Source organism: Bacteroidota bacterium, assembly GCA_016706255.1.
Lineage (GTDB): Bacteria > Bacteroidota > Bacteroidia > Chitinophagales > BACL12 > UBA7236.
In genome coordinates this window covers 1,133,182-1,149,081 of sequence record JADJJZ010000003.1, presented here as the reverse complement: position 1 = coordinate 1,149,081, position 15,900 = coordinate 1,133,182, and the positions used below count along the sequence as shown (strand labels likewise).

Below are 15,900 nucleotides of genomic sequence, written 5' to 3'. Positions count from 1 at the left end.
TTATATGTAAAGCGCTGATAGGAAACTTTCGGCGCTTTTTATGTTTCTGAATAGGGTTCAATAAATTTAATATTACGTTGCAAGCCGGTAAATTTTGTTCTTTTTACAGCAGATTTTTTAAAGAGTAAATTAAATACTTCCGCAGTAATTTCCTCCCAGTCCTGCTGCTCCATTTCCTGCAATTGTGCACTTGCATCAAACTTAGGTTCCTGATGTTTTGTTGAAAAACGATTCCAGGGGCAAACCGTTTGACAAATATCACAACCAAATATCCAATTATCCATTTTACTTGCAAACTGCTCAGGAATATTAGTATCTTTTAATTCGATGGTTAAATAGGAAATACATTTTGATGCATCTATCTGATACGGTGTATCTAATGCGCCGGTTGGGCAGGCTTCGGTGCAGGCATTGCATGTTCCGCAATAATCTTTAATGGGACCATCATAATTTAATTCTAAGTCACAAATTATTTCTGCAAGAAAAAAAAACGAGCCCGCTTTTGGATTAATAATATTGGTATTTTTTCCCTGCCATCCGACCCCACTTTTTTTTGCCCAGGCTTTTTCCAAAACCGGTGCGGAATCAACAAAAATGCGTGCTTCAAAATTTCCAATTTCTTGTTGGAGGGATGTAATTACTTGCGCTAATTTATTTTTTATTACATCATGATAATCTTCGCCATAAGCATATTGTGCAATTTTATAGGGAGATGATAATGGCGTGCCGGCATAATAATTATACATTAATGTAATTACCGATTTTGCACCGGGAACCAGTAAGGTTGGGTCCAGACGTTTATCGAAATAATTTTCCATATATAACATTTTACCATGTTGTTGCCGGTGGAGCCATTTTTCGAGCAAAGGCGCTTCCTCTTCTAATTTTTCTGCTTTAGCAATACCACAAAATGAAAATCCGGCCTGTGCGACAGTGGTTTTTACAAATTGTGTGATATGTTTTTTAACATTATCCTGCATCGGCAATCTGCTGAATTTTATCGGAAGTATAAATATGGTTTCCGCTTTGATTTTTTCTTGCAGTAATAAACATTGCAGCCGCAACATCGTTTACATGTATAGCGCGGTATTTCTTCCATCCCCCAACTAATATGGGTTTAACCAAATGCATCACTGTTGTAAAAAACCGCTCCCCTCCCCTTTTTTCACGTCGGTCGCCTAATAATAATGACGGTTGAAAAATATGTAATCCCGGCAACTGCATGGCAATTAATTTATCTTGCAATTCGCCCTTCAATCGGTTATAAAATATAGATGATTTTGCATTGGCGCCCATAGCCGAAATAATTAAAAACTGACGGGCATTATTATTTTTCGCCAGTTTAGCAATACGCAATGGTCGGTACATATCTGCTTCGCGATAGGCTTCTTTGTTATTATTTACATTTTTATTTGTAGTGCCCAAACAACAATATACATCAGCGTTTGCATAAAGCGCTGCATAATTTTCCAGGTCGGAAAAATCAGTTAAAATATTTTGTTGCTTATCGTGGAGATGATGAATTTGTTTGCGAACAAAACATATTACTTCATCATAATAATTATCGTTACATAATTGTTGTAACAATACAGACCCGGTTAATCCCGAAGCGCCAAACAATAGTGCACGATGGTTGCTCATAAGTATTTAAACGTTTTATTCCATAAAAAGCAGGAGAAATAATATGCTGCTGAAAAAAAAGAAAGTTGCTGATGTTTCCTGAGTAATTCCCAGTTATAAGATAAAACTTTCAATTTATTTCCGGATAATGAATCAGCTCCGGTTCTGTATTGTGCCAAAACTTCAGGAATTGTTTCGGCAGTATGTCCGGCTTTAAGAATATTCAGCCATAAGCCGTAATCCTGACGTTTTCTGATTAAGGGCATTTTTTGTTTTCCACAAACTAATACATTATACATAGCAGTGAGGCAACCGATAGTATTATTTTTTAATAATTGTTTATAGGTAATTTTTGGCGGAGCGGTAATTATTTTATTGGTAGGTTGTCCCGCTTCATTCAAAACAGCATAATAAGTACAAGAGATTGCGGAATTATTTTTTTCCATAAAATCAACCTGAATTTTCAGCTTCCCCGGTAACCATAAATCATCTGCGTCCAAAAATGCGATATATTTTCCGTTCGCATAATCAATACCCAAATTTCTGGCAACCGCTGCGCCGCCGTTGGTGGGCAATTGTAATGGAATGATTTGTGGATGTACTTCTGCAATTTGTTTTATAAAATTAAATGAACTGTCGGTGCTGCAATCATCGATAACAATTAATTCCCAATTCGTATACGTTTGATTTAATACACTCTGTATAGCATCCGGAAGATACTTTTCCGAATTGTAAACGGGCATAATAATGGAAACGCGTGGATTAGTCATTTTTTAAAAAGTGCAGACTGCCTTTATACATTTGTATAACAAATTTAAAGAATCCGATATTGTTTTCATATTCCTTAAATTTTCTGATGGCAAAAATCGCATTTGCAGGAATAAATTTCCAGCCGTAAACACGGGCTGTCATTGCACCTTTATCGAATGCCACTTCTTCATTAAATATTTTCCCGGAGCTTACGGGCGGATGTTCAACAATGTATTCCGGAATAAACCTTGCGCGGGCACCTTTCCGCAAGGCATCAGTGAGCATAACAAATTCTTCACCGGTATTGTAGGTAGTAGCCAGCCCAAATCGTTCATCAAAATGAATTTTACCGGCATCGTAAGCCGATTTGCGAATTACCATTTCCACGATACTCACCTTTGCTGTTGAACGAATGGTATGGTTGTATGCTTCCGCAGGATATTGTTTAAACGGCTGCTGTTCAGTAGTGCGGATTTTAAATGAAAAAATATCAATTTCCGGATAATTGTCTGCCGTTTGAATAATTGTTGAATAAAAATCCGGCAGCAGGTTTAAATCATCATCACACAAATACATCAATTCGCCCTGTGCATTGGCCATAGCGGCGTTACGGCTTTTCCCGGTTCCTTTTGCATACATGGGAATAAAACGAATATCAGTATTTGCATACTTATTGTAAAAATTACTATAAGTATCTGATTTACTTAAATCGGTAATCTGGTGCACAACAACAAATTCAGAATTGTCGAATCTGAGTTCCAGCAATCTGGCAGCGTCAAATATTCTGTCGTTAATGGTCGACAGCAGGATGCTCAGTTTCTTCATTTGGTTTCTGCTTAAATAAAATATTACCAACAGTTTGAGCAGCGAGTAAAATAAACATAATCATTAATGGCATACGGTGACGAACTGCGCCGCCAAGATGATATTCATATCCGCCAAATAAAATTATATAAAACACCATAAATAGCAACAAAGGTAAATGGCGTCGGAAATGCGATTTGAGTTTGGTAAAAATTATGATGAGTAAAAAAATGAGGAACAAACAATCCAAAAACGGAACCAGTAAATCTGTAGGATTTGTCTGCACAAAAATTGGCATAGGACTAAACAAAAATTGCAAAATAATAAACGGATAATCACGTGCCATATCCATATAGCTGGTCCATGTAACATTACCATAACCTAACGGGCCTGCACTTAACAGGTTGCGATTGCGCAATTCAGCCATGGTTGAAGGAGATAATGGTTGTTCTACCAAAACATATCGCAAAGCAAGCATGGCTATTATAATCGTAGTAACCAATATGGCACCCTTAAAGAAGTTAGAGACACGCAATTTATAAACTGCCAGTGCACCGAGCACCGGAAATACCATCACAATTAATTGCAAACGAATGGCACAAATTAAAATACTGCCAATAATTAAAGATTTCCATTCCTGCTTATAAATAAAATTGATGAATCCGTTAAAAAATAACGCAAAGCCGAAAATAATAAATGCCTCACGCAAAGGTGCCGTCATGTAAACAGTTGAAGCCGGCCATAGTAACATGAGCAACGCTGCTGCGCGTTCTCCTGCGGCATTAAATTCAGGATTAGCTACTTTCCATGCTCTGATAAATAACATCAGTGCAACTACATACAAGAAAATGCAGAAAAACACATAAATGACCGGGCTATTCAAACAAATGAGGCCAATAAATATTGTCATATAATATAAGGCCAGGATATTTTCGGATGATGTTTCAGGATATTGCCCGGAGCCAATCATAAATGCATATAAATCGGTATCGGGTAAATAAGGCAGATAATTAAAAAAGCTGTCGCCAATTACCAGAAAAAAGTAAAATTGAAAAATGGCAACCAGCAGGATGACAGTTTTTTTGTTGAGATTAAAAAACACATCGCCCATCCGATAAAGTAAATAGGTGAATACGCCATTGTAAAAAAGAAAAATGAGGTAATCGTACCATTCAATATTTTCGAAGTAGGTCTTCATTCAGTTTCCGGTTTAATTTTCTTTAGTGGCTCTTTTTCTTTTTCGTTGCCTTAAAAAACGAAGGTAAATAATCTGTTTCGCTTCAGGTAAATTTCTGCTGTAATACATTTTCATGAGCATCACAATGAGGAAGCTGATTAAAGTAGCCAGCGCAGCACCCATAATACTCATAGAAGGTATCAGGATAAAGTTAAGCAGGATATTGATAACCGAGGCAATAATAGTTGCTTTGATAATCGGGAAATCGTTTTTCCTGACATACAGGATATAGTGGAAAATGAGGGAAAAGTTCAAAACCATTTTGGCAAGTACCAAAACAATAAATGCAGCATAGTCGCGGATGTATTCTTCATTTTCGAGTGAACGTAGCAGTGGAACTACGAATATAATCAGCGCCAGCCCGATAATCAAGGTATAAATCACCACCTGCTTTGCAAACTGAGCAAGGGTTTTTCTGTAGTCGTAATTACTTTTATGAAAGGTTTCGATGAGGCGGGGCGAAAAGATGATAATTACTGCCGTATGCACAAAGGTTTCAACGATATTACACATGTTTGCATAAAATGTGTACACCCCTACTTCCTCTTTAGTATGGTAAAAATCAATAAAATATCTGTCGGCGAATTCAATTATTTTATATCCAACGGTTCCAATAAAAAACAATAAACTCACTTTAATGCCCTGTCGTATCCATTTCCAGTCGATGGGAATATGTCTTACTGATTTAAATTTGAACTGTGCAAGAAAATAAAGGGAAACAAATAAGGATGCAATTCCACCGGACATCCAAAACAGATAAATCCATTTCAAACTTTTAAGCTCATCTACACCTGAAGTCCATAAAATAAGTAATAAATACGCCCATGAGCCGGTGCGCAGAAATAAAACGATATTGGCAATAATTGGTTTTGAAAATACAACGAATGTTCGATAAGCCTCTTGCGATAAATGTTCAAACATTAAAATGGCGTAAAAAAAGATTGCAAATTTTGCCTCAATAACATTAAAAACAAACAATAAACCAAGAATTGGAAATAATACCAAATAGCTTATAAAATAAAACACCAACTGGTCGCGCAACATTGGGCTGCGATCTTCAATTTTAAAATCGAGAATGCGGCGGGTGGAATAGGTATAAAAATCTAACCCGACAACATATAAGGACAAGGCAATTGAAGTAGTGAATATCCCCCATACCCCGTTTTGTTCTACAGTAAGCTGATCGGCTAAAAAATAAACCAGTAAAAATTTACCTATAAGTGTTGCTCCTCTGATGCCGAGGTTTACAGATGTAATCCAATTTGTCCGTTTAATTTTTTCTACAATTTTCATTGAGGTCAGGCCGGGAAATTAGATTGAATTATATCAGGGGCATAAAAATACCGTTTCGAATGAGAAGCTTGGCTAGTGGTCATATCTATTCCTGAATCGAAGGCGAATATACGGCGTATTTTGGGAATTTCAGGCCGGGGAGACGGTGCAAAACAGTTAATTTGCCTAGGTTGAGGCATATTTTAAACCGCAGCTGCTTCTTCTGTTTTAACCGGAATACTAAACAAGTAAACAATTACTCCAAAAACGACAATTGCCGTAAATCCGAATGCAATGGCCGGACCACTGTACATCCACAACAAACCGGCCAGTGCCGAAGCAATAAAGGCGCAAATACTGGCCATTCCACTATAAGCACCAATGGCTGTGCCTGCATCATCTTTACTTACAATATTGGTAATCCAGGCTTTAGCGATGCCTTCTGTGCAGGCTGCATAAATACCGTATAGGGAAAACAATATCCAATACCAGATATCATTTTCAGCAAAAGCAAATCCCACATAAACACAAACAAATAAAAACAGTCCGAAAATAAAAGTGGGTTTGATTCCCCATTTATCTGCAATAATTCCAGCCGGGAAAGCTGCTAATGCATAAACAAGGTTGTAAAATATATAGATGGTAATTATCGTCACATCTTCTACCCCATCGGCTTTCATTTTTAATAACAATAAAACATCGCTGCTATTTACCAATGCAAATAGCAACAAACCCCAAAGCAATTTTTTATAACGGCCATCAGCGGATTTCACATAGTTGAAAAATGAAAAAAAGTGGATTTTTTTATCCAATGGCTGAGATTTTTTTTCTTTTACCAAAAAAGTAAAAACCACTGCTGCTAAACCCGGAATAAATGCGACTAAAAATAAAGTCCGGTATTGCCCCGGATAAGCCGCTAAAAAAATTAATGCGATTATAGGACCAATCACTGCACCCAGTGTATCCATAGAGCGATGAAATCCAAAAACTTTTGCTTTATTTTCTTTTGTTGTTGCTGCAGATAAAAGTGCATCACGCGGTGCACTGCGCAATCCTTTTCCGGTGCGATCGATAGTGCGTGCGAAAAAAATCCATACCGGTGTGGTAAATAATGCCATCATGGGTTTTGAAATTGCACTAAATAAATAGCCTAACTGAACAAATGGTAATCGTTTTTGACGGACATCACTTAACTGACCAAAATAACCTTTACTCAAACCCGCAATCATTTCTGCAAACCCTTCCAACACGCCAATTAATACAATCGAAAATCCGATTGATTTTAAAAACACCGGCATGATGGGATATAACATTTCGCTGGCCATGTCGGTGAATAAACTCACCAGACTCAGAATTAAAATGGGGCGGGTTATATATGGCAGAAATTTATTCAAAGTAAATTTTATTCCAGGCTCATATTTTCATCACCGGCCTGATATGGCATAAAGGTGATAATAAATTGTAACATTTCGTTGGTGGTTTTCATGGAATCAAAACGGTCGCCGCGGTCAATAATTACCTGTGGCGGGTAATACGGATTATTCACATTTTTTTCGGTATTATCAAATGTACCTTCCACATGAATTCTAGAACCGGCAGGAATTACCAATACTTTTTTGTAAGTATAAAAAAACTGCCATCTGAAATCCCATTTCGGAATATGAATCATTGGGATGGTATCGTGGCGTGGCGTTATAGCATAAGCAATAAACGACTGCCCAAGCAAATGCATGTGCGGATTTACGGTTAACACGCTCATTGCTTCCTGTACTTCATAATCGATGGTAAACGTTTTTATTTCATTAGCAGGGATAATTAACGCCGGCTTTACCGGAGCAACACCAAGTGAACCCATTAATATTTCAAATGTCGGACGAACAGGTGGTTTATCCGCAAAAAAGATATTAAATATTGAGGTGCTGTCAATGGCATCTTTTGCAGAAGGTCCAAAGTGAAAATCGTTAATAAAAAATGCACCTTGCTTTGTCATTTTAAACCCGCCAATACCTTCAGGATATTTTGCCGGCGACACGCCCGGTAAATAATTACAAACCAAAGGCACCAAAAGCGGATAACTGCCATCATCATTTTTATTATCCATGGCAGTTTGCACAGATTCAGCAGACTCAGCCAAATTAGTTGCAATAATTTTTTGTCCTCCAAAAACATCACCTTTTTTCCCGGGTTGATATTCAATTAAATTGGCATTCATATGATGCGCCAATTTTTTATTTCCCGGAATAAATTCAATTAATCTAACATATTTATCTTCAGGTAATTCAAACGGAATTTTTACCAGAAAAAAATGATCTTTATTATTGCCTTCAAGATGAATTTCCGGAAATTTTAATACCAAATCCGGTTTTCCGATTTGTGAGCCTTTAGGATAATTAGGAACAGGTGGCAATTTATCCAAATCGCCAACAGGACAATCATCGTCATACCATTTTTTCAGCATGGCAATTTGCGTATTATTTAACCTACGTTCTTCTTTAAAACGGCTGTATTCGGGGTCTGCAGGCCATGGTGGCATAAACCGTGATTGCGTAACTTTTACAATCGTTTTGGCTTTGGACTTTACTTCATCATAATTGGTGAGATTAAAAGGTCCTGCAGCATTATCGCGGTGACAAGGTGTACAATTTTCATAAATAATTGGCGCAATATGTTCACTGAAGGTAACCATATCCGGTAATTTTATTGTTTCATCACCATCATTATTTTCCTTTTTATTGCAGCTTACCATTACAAGAGCAATAATTGCAATAAAAAATAAATACATCAAACGCGAACGAATCGACATAAAATAAAATTATTTTTTTTCAATGAAACAACCAACAGCAGTTGTTTTGTGATAAGGTAATTTACTGCCATTCAGTAATGCATACAAAACATCTCTCACATAAAATTCGGTAATTACCTGGCGTTTTTGGCCTAAATCAACCGCCCAGTTATCAATAGCACCCTTATACACCACAGCACCATGTTTATTTATAATAAAACTTTCAGGTGTAATTCCGGCATCCAACTGATTCGTTAAATCGAAATTTTCATCAAATAATACCGACTGTGTTACATTGTAATTCGTAATAAAACTATCTATTGTATTTCGGGAATAATATTTACCGGGAAACACATTTATAAACCGCACATTTTCAATTTTAAACGTATTTTCCAATTCGTTTAATGTGCGGGTATAATTTTCACTCAGCGGACATTGTGGTGATAAAAATGTAATAACTGTTGCATTATATTGATCAAATCCGGTAATTTCTTTTTCAGCACCATCGAAATATTTCCAATTTCCTGTTTGTTGGTTATTTGTACAGGAAAAAAGTAATACGACAGTTATTAAAAAAAAATTACGCATTGGATTGACTTCTTAAAGCGAGGTTACACAGTTTGTACAACATTCTTGCACCTACAATTGCATCCCATTCATCATCACCGGGAGCAACTTCTACTAAATCGAAACCAATAATTGTGCGACCCGAAGTAATAATTTCATTTAATAAATATACTGCCTGCTCATACGCTAATCCGCCCGGCACGGGAGTTCCGGTGTTTGGACAATAACGCTGGTCGAGGCCGTCGATATCGAAACTCACATATACTTTTTTTGGTAATTCCTCAACAATTTGTCGGCAAATTGCTGTCCAGTGAATGCCATTATAAACTGCATCTTTTAATTCATGATTAAAAAATGTAACTACTCTGCGTTCAGACTGATTTATAATATTTATTTCATCATCACAAATATCGCGAACACCAACCTGCACTAATTTTTTTACATTTTCAATTTGAAGTGCATTAAACATGATGCTTGCGTGTGAATAATTAAATCCTTCATAAGCATCTCTTAAATCGGCATGCGCATCAATTTGCAGAATACCGAATCCGCCATGTTTTTCGCCGAGTGCTTTCATTAATCCAAGCGGCGTGCTATGATCACCACCAACTAAACCAGGGATTTTATTATCATCGAGAATGGCTTTTGCTTCATTATAAACATAAGTGTTTATTTTTTCGCTTTCAGCATTTATTTCTTCAAGAATAGCCTCTGCATTTACAGCCTTCCCTTTTTCAAGCGATTTAATATAGGTTGCTGCTTTTTTTCTGAGTTCGGTATTTCTCTTTTTAATGGATGCTGAAACTTTTTTGGTAAAAATTCCATCATGCCATCCGTTCGGATTATCATTATCGTATAAATCGATTTGGGTAGATGCTTTCAAAATTGCATCAGGACCTTTTGCGGTGCCTGCGCGATAAGAAACCGTAACTTCCCAGGGAGCAGAAAATAGTATCAGATTACTTTCCTCATAAGTAAATGGAAGTCCAAAAAGTTGGTTATTTGCGACACCCACACCATTTGCATTAAATGCAGCTATTTTTTCTGTTTTAGCGTTCATGGGGCAAAGATAAGGAAAGGAGGTGCAAGTTAGGCCTGCAAAAATTGCCTGTTGCTGCGTTTTACACAAGCCTTCCCCAACCTTATTTCTCATATTCTGCAGCACACCACATGCCGATTCCGACAGGGAAATCGCGCCAGATGTCCTGAGCTGTCTGCCGGTAAACTATCTTATTTCCAAAAAACCCTGCGCAAAACATCACGGCTTTGGTTTTATCAGGCAAATCTTGCAGCCATTCCAGTGATAAAACAAAGTCATCATCAACTTTAATATTGTATTGTTTTAAATCGATTTCAGCAGATTTCTGATCGCGATAAACGGTCACATAAATTGGGAGCTGGTGTAATAACTGTCCGGGTAAACCGTTTTCAAGTGCATAAATATTCACGCGAAAAATGATGCTGTCATAATTTACTTTCGCAAAATTAATTCCGCAGGAAAGTAAATAATATTCTTTGCCATCTTTTACTTTCATCACAGTGCCTAATTCAGAACCCAGATCATCGGTAGTAAAACCTGCGCTGATTGAGGGTGAATTATATTCATTCCCCAGCATTGCATTTTTCATATTTCTCGGGCGAATAACCACGGCTTCCAATTGTTTTTCATCCGCCTGCAAGCTAATGGTAACGGGCGTTTGAGCTGTCTGTGTTTTGAATGTACTAACTGTTAAAAATTGCGGTTTATATCCGATCATGGAAAACCGTATGGTGTCATTATTAAAATCATCACTTATAGTAATGGCGAAACTTCCGTCTAATTGTGCGATTGTTCCAACACCTTTTCCCGGGATACCGATACTAACAAAGGGCAGGGTTTCTTTTGTTGTGGCATCAATTACTTTACCGGAATACGTTTGAGCATTTACTGTGCAGGCAAAAATTAACACAGCAAAAAAAAGTTGCAATTTATTGATAGTCATCCTTATAATTTCATTTATGACGAACACAGTTGCTAAAAAGTTACAAGTTAACTGGTTAAGACAGATTTTCATCTACCCCCAAAAAAATAAACCCGACACACTTGGTATCGGGTTTATTATATTTTTAAACGAACAATTTAATTAAGGGAAAATACCCAATGCTAAATAGTCGCTTGCAATTTTGTTAATTGCTACTACGAATGCTGCAGTTCTTAAATTTTTACAAGCTGCATTTGATTTCCATTCGTTGCGGATAGAGTGATAAGAATTAATCATGGTTTCTTCCAGACCTGAGCGCACTAAGTCGATTTCATCCGGGCCTTTGATAATTTTATCTACCTCAACGGCATTCAGTTTTTTACCGGTTAATTCTTCAATCGCTTCAACAATGCGGCTATTGCTACCTTGTTCAAAACGTTTTTGTAAACGGCCAAAACGCACGTGGCTTAAGTTTTTCAACCATTCGAAGTAACTAACGGTAACACCACCTGCATTTAAAAACATATCAGGTACAATCATAATACCCATATCGGTTAAAATATCATCCGCTTCAGCAGTCACAGGACCGTTAGCAGCTTCACCGATAATTTTTGCTTTTATTTTTGATGCATTACCATCGTGAATTACGTTTTCTAATGCAGCAGGAATTAAGATATCACAAGGTTGCTCAAGAATTTCTGCAGTTTTTGCAATATTAGTTGCACCAGGGAAATTCAGGATACTGCCGGTAGATTTTCTGTGGTTAAATACTGCATCAACATCTAAACCATTATCATTGTAAATAGCACCTTCATATTCGCCGATACCAACAATGATAGCACCACCATCCTGGAAGAATTTCGCAGAATAGTAACCAACGTTACCTAAACCCTGAACAATAACTTTTTTACCTTTCAAGCCAGGTTTTAAGCCAAGTTCAGCCATATCATCAGCAAAACCAACAGCTTCGCGGATACCGTAAAATACACCAAGACCGGTAGCTTCGCGGCGGCCGTTAATACCGTGCTGGGTAACAGGTTTTCCGGTAACACAACCGTAACCATCAACACTGCCCGGATTTAAAGCCATATAGGTATCAACAATCCAGCTCATTTCTTTTTCACCTGTTCCGTAATCGGGAGCAGGAACATCGAGACCAGGACCTAACATTTGTTTTTTGCACAATTCGGCAGCATAACGACGTGTGATACGCTCTAATTCTTCGGTTGAGAATTCTTTAGGGTTGATTTTGATACCACCCTTTGCTCCACCAAAAGGAACGTCAACAATAGCACATTTGTAAGTCATCAAACTTGCCAATGCCATAACTTCATCTTCGTTAACCATTGAATCGTAACGAATACCACCTTTTGTAGGTGTACGGTGATGGCTATGTTGAACACGCCATGCTTCTACCACCTGAAACTCCCCTTTTACTTTTACCGGAAATTTCATGTGATAAACACTGTTACACACTCGAATCTGATCGAGGAGACCTCTCGGGTGACCAGTGATCTTCGCGGCTTTTTCGAAGTTTTTTTCTACGCTTTGAAAGAAACTAGTATTTGACATAAATAATAATTGGTTTTAATAGTTGTTAATCGAGGTTGTTATTAAAAACCGCCCAAAAGCGGATGTTTTATTGTTTTTCTTTTACTTCTTTTTCCAGTTTACTCAATTTACGGTCAATAGTTGTGAGGTAAACGATGAGTCCGCCTAAAATGATTACGATGACCCCAACCACTACGTAAATAAGCCCGTTACTGCGCAACATATTGTCAACTGCATTACCATTTTCACCCGTTGTTGCGTTTTGAGCGTGGGCAAAGGTAATAGTTGCCATCAAAAAAAAGAATGATATTAATTTATGAATGGTTGAAAATGACTTTTTCATTCGATAGGAATATTATTGTTGAGATAATGTAAACGTTGCATCCGGTAAATAATGGAGGAAATCCAGCATCCTAATAAAAAATATCCGATTACGGCGGGATAAAATATCATTCGAAGGTGACTATCGAGTTCGTAAACCGTGAAAGTGGCGTTACCACCGCTTCCGGGATGTAATGAATCGGTTAACCGCGGAACCACATTAATGGCCACATTCAATAAAATAAATGCAAAAATGCTGTAAACTGCAGCTACCCGGGCACGTTTTTCCTCGTCTTCAATGGAGCCGCGTAATATGAAATAGGCAAAATAAATCAGCAAGCCGATTGCTGTGCCTAAAATTTTAGTGTCGTTGGTAATCCAGCTTACCAGGTTTCCCCAGATGTAATTCCCCCATAACATACCCGTAAGGTAACCTAAAATACCAAAGGTAACAGCCATACGAAGCAGGGCAACGGCAGCAATATCATATTTGATTTTGCCGGTGCGGAGATATTTAATGCTATAAATTAAGGAGCTGAGCATTAGTAATAACATGGCAAACCAGCATGGCACATGGAAAAACAAATTACGAACTGTTTCATGCAGCAGCGCAACAGTAGGTATTTCTATTAATAAACCAGCGGTAAATGTGTAAACGAGCAATAGCACACAAAGCACCTTCCACCATTTGGTATGCAACTGTTTCAGCATTTGTTATTGATCAATAGCACAAAAAAATCGGCAATATCGCCGGACTGTTTAATCGCGCCAAAGATAAGGAAATAATACCATTGCAAGTGCAATTATCATCACATTTAAAGCTGCCAGATATAAGAGGTCCTGCATATTCACATTCAGGTTATTTTGCTGCAGGGCATTGAGTGAAATACGAATTAAAATGATGATAATCGGTATCAGCAGCGGGAACGACAAAATTGCCATCAAAGTGCCGCTGTTACTCGCTTTCGAGGCGATGGCGGAAATCATGGAAAAGGTTGTGGCAAAGGCAATTGCACCTAAAATGAGGGATAAAATAAACGATGCATTGTCCACCATCGGATATCCGGAAGTAACCGTAAAAAACAATAATGCAATTCCGGCTAAAAACAACATGATGAAAATATTGTAAATAATTTTCGAAAGCATGATGTCGCGCGGGTTTGCCAGCGTATAGTAATACAATTGGCGGCCGGCAGACTCCTGCATAAAACTTTTTGCAACGGCATTAACGGCGGTAAACAAAATAATTATCCAGAACAAAACAACCCAAACCGGTCCGCGTAATGCCGGACCGAAGGTCATAAATACAATAAACACGATGCAGGCCATATACAGCAAAATACCCGAAATAGCATACTTATTACGGTATTCCATTTTGAGGTCTTTTTTCAGCAAAGTGCCAATTGACATGCAACAAAGGTAAGGCAATTCCGCAATTCAATAATTTACGCGTTGTCTACAATTTTCATTATCGGAATACTGCTTAAAAAATTAACTTTGAGCATGAAAATCACCAAAATATTAGTTGCGAATCGCGGTGAAATTGCGATCAGGGTAATGCGTACGGCCAAAGAAATGGGTATTAAAACGGTAGCAGTTTATTCAGAAGCCGACCGAAATGCCCGCCACACGCAGTTTGCAGATGAAGCTTATTATATTGGTCCGCCACAAAGTAACCAGAGTTATTTGCTCATGGATAAAATAATTGAAGTGGCTAAATTAAGTGGTGCAGATGCCATTCATCCAGGCTATGGTTTTTTAAGTGAGAATGCCACTTTTGCGAAAAAAGTTGAAGACAACGGAATTATTTTTATTGGCCCAACCCCGGAAAGTATTGATATGATGGGCGATAAACTTTCTGCAAAACAAGCTGCTAAAAAGTTTAATATTCCAATGGTGCCCGGCACCGATCACGCTATAGTTGATGTTGCGGAAGCAAAAGCTGTAGCCGCAAAAGCCGGATATCCGATTTTAATTAAAGCAAGTGCAGGCGGCGGTGGAAAAGGTATGCGCGTGGTGAATAATGATGCCGAATTGGAAGAACAAATGCATCGCGCAATGAGTGAGGCATTATCTGCTTTTGGTAGTGATGCGGTTTTTATAGAAAAATTTGTTTCCTCGCCACGACATATTGAAATTCAGGTATTAGCCGATACGCATGGCAATGTGGTTTATTTATTTGAACGCGAATGTAGTATTCAACGCCGTCATCAAAAATTAGTTGAAGAAGCACCATCTTCTATTGTAAGCGAAGCGATGCGTAAAGCAATGGGCGAAAGCGCAGTAAATGCCGCTAAAGCATGTAATTATCGCGGAGCAGGAACTGTTGAATTTTTAGTGGATGCCGATTTAAATTATTATTTTTTAGAAATGAATACACGTTTACAGGTGGAACATCCTGTAACGGAATTTATTACAGGATTAGATTTAGTCCGCGAACAAATTTTAGTTGCTGAAGGTGCACCATTATCATTTAAACAAGAAGATTTAAAAATACACGGACATGCTATTGAATTGCGCGTAACGGCAGAAGATCCTACGAATAATTTTTTACCGGATATCGGAAAATTAGTTACCTATCGCCGACCACAAGGGCATGGTGTGCGCGTAGATGATGGTTATGAAGAGGGAATGGATATTCCGATTTATTATGACCCGCTTTTATCGAAATTAATTGTGCATGCTGCAACGCGTGAATTAGCCTGCAAAAAAATGATTCGTGCTATTGATGATTATCAAATTTCAGGTGTAGCAACAACGCTTCCTTTTGGTAAATATGTAATGCAACATCATGCATTTTTATCCGGTCAGTTTGATACTAAATTTATTGAAACCTATTTTACTCCTGATGCATTAAAACAAAGTAATGCTGAAGAAGAAAAAATAGCGGGTTTGTTTGCAACAATTTTATTGGATAAAGCAACTGCTCCTGCAGCAATCAATACGCCGTCGCAAAAACAAATCAGTAAATGGAAATTAAATAGGATGTGATTTTCCTAAAGTTGTATTTCTGAATTACGAAATCTGTGCAAATA

The 15,900-nt window shown here is 37.7% G+C and carries 16 protein-coding genes; 1 reads left to right on the top strand and 15 read right to left on the bottom strand.

Annotated features, from left to right (window positions below; all coding sequences use genetic code 11):
* Positions 1-38: 38 nt before the first annotated feature.
* From queG to IPI65_06735, 15 genes are all read right to left on the bottom strand, one after another.
* Positions 39-980: a tRNA epoxyqueuosine(34) reductase QueG gene (gene queG / locus IPI65_06805; GenBank protein ID MBK7441233.1), complete on the bottom strand. Its 942-nt coding sequence runs from the start codon at positions 978-980 to the stop codon at positions 39-41.
* On the bottom strand, positions 970-1,641 hold the full coding sequence (locus IPI65_06800) for an NAD(P)H-binding protein (GenBank protein MBK7441232.1): 672 nt from the start codon (positions 1,639-1,641) through the stop codon (positions 970-972). Before IPI65_06800 ends, queG begins: the two co-directional genes overlap by 11 nt.
* A complete protein-coding gene (locus IPI65_06795) occupies positions 1,638-2,390 on the bottom strand; it encodes a glycosyltransferase family 2 protein (GenBank protein MBK7441231.1) in 753 nt (250 codons plus the stop codon). Before IPI65_06795 ends, IPI65_06800 begins: the two co-directional genes overlap by 4 nt.
* On the bottom strand, positions 2,383-3,195 hold the full coding sequence (locus IPI65_06790) for a glycosyltransferase (GenBank protein MBK7441230.1): 813 nt from the start codon (positions 3,193-3,195) through the stop codon (positions 2,383-2,385). The genes IPI65_06795 and IPI65_06790 overlap by 8 nt, the downstream gene beginning before the upstream one ends.
* Positions 3,161-4,372 (bottom strand): hypothetical protein, encoded by a 1,212-nt coding sequence (locus IPI65_06785; GenBank protein MBK7441229.1) that lies wholly within the window; start codon positions 4,370-4,372, stop codon positions 3,161-3,163. Before IPI65_06785 ends, IPI65_06790 begins: the two co-directional genes overlap by 35 nt.
* Positions 4,373-4,384: 12 nt before the next feature.
* The gene (locus tag IPI65_06780) at positions 4,385-5,704 is read right to left on the bottom strand and encodes a polysaccharide biosynthesis C-terminal domain-containing protein (GenBank protein ID MBK7441228.1); all 1,320 of its coding nucleotides are present in this window, start codon (positions 5,702-5,704) and stop codon (positions 4,385-4,387) included.
* Between the two features lie 182 nt (positions 5,705-5,886).
* Positions 5,887-7,065 carry an MFS transporter gene (locus IPI65_06775; GenBank protein MBK7441227.1) on the bottom strand — a complete coding sequence of 393 codons (1,179 nt, stop codon included), beginning with the start codon at positions 7,063-7,065 and terminating at the stop codon, positions 5,887-5,889.
* 20 nt (positions 7,066-7,085) lie between these two features.
* Positions 7,086-8,486, bottom strand: a complete 1,401-nt coding sequence (locus IPI65_06770; GenBank protein MBK7441226.1) for a hypothetical protein — start codon at positions 8,484-8,486, stop codon at positions 7,086-7,088.
* Between the two features lie 9 nt (positions 8,487-8,495).
* Positions 8,496-9,053 (bottom strand): redoxin domain-containing protein, encoded by a 558-nt coding sequence (locus tag IPI65_06765; protein MBK7441225.1) that lies wholly within the window; start codon positions 9,051-9,053, stop codon positions 8,496-8,498.
* Entirely contained in the window at positions 9,046-10,092 is a 1,047-nt protein-coding gene (locus tag IPI65_06760; protein MBK7441224.1) for an agmatinase family protein, read from the bottom strand. The genes IPI65_06765 and IPI65_06760 overlap by 8 nt, the downstream gene beginning before the upstream one ends.
* 82 nt (positions 10,093-10,174) lie before the next feature.
* Positions 10,175-11,014 (bottom strand): carboxypeptidase-like regulatory domain-containing protein, encoded by an 840-nt coding sequence (locus IPI65_06755; GenBank protein MBK7441223.1) that lies wholly within the window; start codon positions 11,012-11,014, stop codon positions 10,175-10,177.
* Between the two features lie 141 nt (positions 11,015-11,155).
* On the bottom strand, positions 11,156-12,565 hold the full coding sequence (locus IPI65_06750; protein MBK7441222.1) for a Glu/Leu/Phe/Val dehydrogenase: 1,410 nt from the start codon (positions 12,563-12,565) through the stop codon (positions 11,156-11,158).
* A gap of 67 nt (positions 12,566-12,632) precedes the next feature.
* Complete coding sequence (locus tag IPI65_06745; protein ID MBK7441221.1) at positions 12,633-12,836, bottom strand: CcmD family protein; 204 nt, start codon at positions 12,834-12,836, stop codon at positions 12,633-12,635.
* A gap of 47 nt (positions 12,837-12,883) precedes the next feature.
* Positions 12,884-13,564 (bottom strand): ABC transporter permease, encoded by a 681-nt coding sequence (locus tag IPI65_06740; protein ID MBK7441220.1) that lies wholly within the window; start codon positions 13,562-13,564, stop codon positions 12,884-12,886.
* Between the two features lie 60 nt (positions 13,565-13,624).
* Positions 13,625-14,275, bottom strand: a complete 651-nt coding sequence (locus IPI65_06735) for a heme exporter protein CcmB (GenBank protein MBK7441219.1) — start codon at positions 14,273-14,275, stop codon at positions 13,625-13,627.
* A gap of 93 nt (positions 14,276-14,368) precedes the next feature.
* Here IPI65_06735 and accC point away from each other — a divergent pair, with 93 nt between their 5' ends.
* Positions 14,369-15,856, top strand: coding sequence for an acetyl-CoA carboxylase biotin carboxylase subunit (accC, locus tag IPI65_06730; protein ID MBK7441218.1), 1,488 nt, complete (start codon positions 14,369-14,371; stop codon positions 15,854-15,856).
* Positions 15,857-15,900: the final 44 nt, after the last annotated feature.

Coding starts and splice junctions, on each gene's coding strand:
- queG (MBK7441233.1), bottom strand. CDS start 980: ATGCAGGATAATGTTAAAAAACATATCACACAATTTGTAAAAACCACT.
- IPI65_06800 (MBK7441232.1), bottom strand. CDS start 1,641: ATGAGCAACCATCGTGCACTATTGTTTGGCGCTTCGGGATTAACCGGG.
- IPI65_06795 (MBK7441231.1), bottom strand. CDS start 2,390: ATGACTAATCCACGCGTTTCCATTATTATGCCCGTTTACAATTCGGAA.
- IPI65_06790 (MBK7441230.1), bottom strand. CDS start 3,195: ATGAAGAAACTGAGCATCCTGCTGTCGACCATTAACGACAGAATATTT.
- IPI65_06785 (MBK7441229.1), bottom strand. CDS start 4,372: ATGAAGACCTACTTCGAAAATATTGAATGGTACGATTACCTCATTTTT.
- IPI65_06780 (MBK7441228.1), bottom strand. CDS start 5,704: ATGAAAATTGTAGAAAAAATTAAACGGACAAATTGGATTACATCTGTA.
- IPI65_06770 (MBK7441226.1), bottom strand. CDS start 8,486: ATGTCGATTCGTTCGCGTTTGATGTATTTATTTTTTATTGCAATTATT.
- IPI65_06765 (MBK7441225.1), bottom strand. CDS start 9,053: ATGCGTAATTTTTTTTTAATAACTGTCGTATTACTTTTTTCCTGTACA.
- IPI65_06760 (MBK7441224.1), bottom strand. CDS start 10,092: ATGAACGCTAAAACAGAAAAAATAGCTGCATTTAATGCAAATGGTGTG.
- IPI65_06755 (MBK7441223.1), bottom strand. CDS start 11,014: ATGACTATCAATAAATTGCAACTTTTTTTTGCTGTGTTAATTTTTGCC.
- IPI65_06750 (MBK7441222.1), bottom strand. CDS start 12,565: ATGTCAAATACTAGTTTCTTTCAAAGCGTAGAAAAAAACTTCGAAAAA.
- IPI65_06745 (MBK7441221.1), bottom strand. CDS start 12,836: ATGGCAACTATTACCTTTGCCCACGCTCAAAACGCAACAACGGGTGAA.
- IPI65_06735 (MBK7441219.1), bottom strand. CDS start 14,275: ATGTCAATTGGCACTTTGCTGAAAAAAGACCTCAAAATGGAATACCGT.
- accC (MBK7441218.1), top strand. CDS start 14,369: ATGAAAATCACCAAAATATTAGTTGCGAATCGCGGTGAAATTGCGATC.